3 protein-coding genes are annotated in these 3,303 nt (G+C 67.4%); all 3 read right to left on the minus strand.

All coding sequences use genetic code 11. The features are described 5' to 3' along the window. Positions 1 to 122: 122 nt before the first annotated feature. Positions 123 to 2,072 (minus strand): hypothetical protein, encoded by a 1,950-nt coding sequence (locus BN1127_RS14760; RefSeq protein WP_042649946.1) that lies wholly within the window; start codon positions 2,070 to 2,072, stop codon positions 123 to 125. 27 nt (positions 2,073 to 2,099) lie between these two features. Continuing rightward, a complete protein-coding gene (locus tag BN1127_RS20930) occupies positions 2,100 to 2,504 on the minus strand; it encodes a hypothetical protein (RefSeq protein WP_052833539.1) in 405 nt (134 codons plus the stop codon). Positions 2,505 to 2,544: 40 nt separating this feature from the next. Then, positions 2,545 to 3,303, minus strand: a 759-nt coding sequence (locus tag BN1127_RS22860) for a LamG domain-containing protein (protein ID WP_231557497.1), incomplete at its 5' end; no start/stop codon positions are given.

The raw sequence follows: 3,303 nt of genomic DNA on the forward strand, positions 1-3,303 counted from the left end.
CACGATCACAACGCCCCCGCCCGGGGTCTCCAGCGTGGTGCTGGTGCCCGTCGTTGCGGTGACGGTACCGACCAGCAACGGGTCGGCACCGGGGAGCAGCGCTTGGAACTGCTTGAACAGGTTCATACAAATCGCTCCACACTCAGTTGCTGGCGCACCGTCATGGCTCGGCCCTGCATTCCAGCCGCGACCCTGACCCCTCGGTTAAAGCCCTTCCAGCCATCGACCGCCAGCAGCGCCCCGGGCAGGATGAGCCCGGTGTCGCTTGAGAGCGGCAGTTCGATGGTCTGGGTGCGCCTCGGCATGGTCTTGGCCAGCCCCACCACACCTTGGGCGCGAGCTGCCACCACATCGCACACCAGAGGGTGGGTGATGGCCGGAGCCTGCCGATCCCCTGCCGTGCCTTGGCGCAGCACCCGGGCATTGATGCCCTGATGGCCACCGTTCACATAGATGCCGTTCGCCGCCTGCCCCGGCTGGAAGTCGCTGCCCAGCGTCGTGATGATGGCGCGGGGGATGGCCACGTCTGCCAGCGCCCCGTCGAGCTGCCAGGGTACGGTCGGATAGCGCGGCTTGATGACCAGGTGCCGCTCGCGCTGGTGCGGCAGCACGAACCCGCCCGCCGCCTCTGCCAGATACTTGATCGCTTCGATGGGGGTCTGGCTCTCCAGACTGAAGAAGCCGCCGGGTACCAGCCAATCCGGCGCCTGCCAGTCCAGGGTCCAGCCGTAAGGCAGCAGCGCCTCCGCGAGCTGGGCCATGGTAGCAGCCCCGATCTCACTCACCGCCTGGGGTAACACGTGGGTTGGCGACAGGTAGGCTGTGCGCGAGCGCCCAGTCAGGGTCGCCGACTCGCGGGCAAAGCTCTGGCTCGACTGCCAGCCATCGCACACGCAATCCCACTGCTGGCCGTTGACATGGATGCTCACCTCCTCCTCATCCGTCATTTCGGCCGCCGCGATGCGCGGGATCTGGGACGTGAACTGCCAGGCCCAGGAGTCGGTATCGAGTTCGATGCTCAGCGAGGTGGCGGGGATGTCGATCCCGTCCCTGACCCGCACAATGCTTGCTGCGTTGCTCACCAGGTAAACCCTCCGGGTTGGTATAACGATGTGGGCCTGCCCGAACCAGACGAACTCCAGGGAGGCATCCCCCCGGGGGCGGCCAAACGCCAGCACCTTGGTGCGCTTGTCCGGTCGCTCCGGCTTGATGGGTGGCTTGGGAGGTGGCGAGGTTCCCCAGGGGGGCTGCATCGCCTCCTCCCACCGCTCCAGCCAGCCCTTGTGCAGGGGCAGACCCAGCTGCCACTGCTGGCCGCTCAGGGTGGCCCCTTGCGGGGCGCCCTGCTGCCAGCTGCCTGGCTGCCAGACCTTGTCCTGGCGCGGCGGGTTGCGATACCCGCTCACCTGCCAGCGGCTGACCGGCGCCCCTTCTACCCAGAGCGAGCGGGTGACGGCATGGCCTGGCGGCAGGCTGTCGAACCCCTGGCCATGGCTCGCGCCAAGCGGCAGGGCCTCGTCAAACAGCCCCCGCACCGGCTCATGGTGGCGGGGCAGCTGCTCACTGAGATCCACCACCACCGCCATCAAGGCCCCGGCCTCCTGCCAGTCACCCTGGCAGGTCGCGGGGGTCAGGGCGGGGCGTTGCCAGTCGCTGGCCACCGCCGTGGTCACCAGGGCGGCCCTGTCCCAATCCCCGACGCTGGTGTGGCTCGGCCCCCTGTACACGTTGATGTCATAACCGGCCTCAATGTCGTGCAGCACCGCCCGGGTGGTGCTGGCCAGGGTGGCCTCGATGACCACGGTGGCGCTGACGACGGCCACCGGCGCCGCCAGTTCGGCGCTCAGGTGACCGGGGTGAACCAGCCCGGCCGAGGTGGCCAGCACCGGTTCGGCGCTTCTCCCTTGCAGCAGCGAGGGCAACACCAGCCCAGGCGAACAGGCCAGGCTGGGCGGCAGGCTGGTGCCCTGCAACACCGCCACGTAGCGCACCACCAGGAGCGGGTTCAGCTCCAGGGCGGCATTGGTCTTGCGGGCCTTGCGCAGTTCAAGCCGGGCGTCTGTTCTGGCCATGCTGACCTCGTGGCTCACGGGGAGCGGTTAGGGTTCGGTAAAGATGGCGTCGTTGATACGCACCATGGCGCCGGTAAACAGTTCGGTGGCGGGGATCTCGATGTCGGCGCCGCTCTCCGGTGGCCCTACGTCGAGATCCGCCACAAAGCCCCCGTCCCGGTTGGCGATGCGCCCCCAGGCGTGGATCCCGCTGGCAGTTGCCATCTGCTTGGCCAGAGGCTTGAGGGTCAGCACCCCGCCCGTCACGCTCTGGGCGCAGGGGTGGGGGAACTGCAGCGCCACCAATAGCACCTGGCTGGTGATGGCCGCCCCGGAGGCGGGCCTCGGGCCGGTGTAGATCTTGAGGGTCGCGGCGCCCGCGCGGCCCTCGTCGATGGCAGCCGCGAGCAGTTGGGCGCGGCCGGTGCGCAGGGCATCAGAGAAAACGAGCATATCAACCTCCGCAGATAGTGCTGCAGGTAGTGCGGCCCGGTCAGACCAGGCCAACCCCCTCACTGGGGGCGTAGGGGGTGGGGAGCTGGTAGTCGGCCGCCACGGCGTTGTAATCGGCGGGGCCGAAGGCCGGATCGTCCTGAGCAACCAGCATGTAACGGCGATTGAGCCAGAGCAGATCGAACCGGTACTTGCCGTCACTGGCCCGGCTGTAGGTCTCCCCGATGAGGTTGCCCGCCTGGTCGAGGCAGAGCACCCGGCGCCGGACCCCTTCCCCGTCGATGGTGACCGTGCTCTCGATGTAGCCCTGCAGCACGTTCTGGTTGCCGTCCCTGAGCCAGTTCAGATCCTGCCCAAGACAAAGCGGGTCAGTCGTCACGGCGGCAGCCGGCATGGGGCCGGCATAGACATAACCAGGGGTGCCGCGCCAGGCCACATCCTGCGGCACAAACTGGCTGTGCGGCTCCTGGTTGGCGGGGATGGCGGTGATGGGTTGGTTCTTGAACACATAGGGCTTATTCAATAGATCTGCCCGTGCCTGCCGCTCTGCGGCCGTCAACTCGCGGTTGTAGAACGCCACATGAGCCAGATAGGCCGATGTGGCAAAACTGCCACCCCGAGAAAACAGGTGAATGGGCAGGGTGCCCTGGTTACCCTGGGTGCCGTTGCCAGTGGCGACCGTCCACTCCTTGAGAAGCTGGCCGTTCATATAGAACTTGCTCACGCCCAAGGCACTGGTAAACACCATATGGCAGAGCAGCAGCACCGGCCCAGCGCGCCCATTGTTAGGGAAGGTGCG

The organism is Aeromonas media (assembly GCF_000819985.1).
Classification (GTDB): Bacteria; Pseudomonadota; Gammaproteobacteria; order Enterobacterales; family Aeromonadaceae; genus Aeromonas; species Aeromonas media.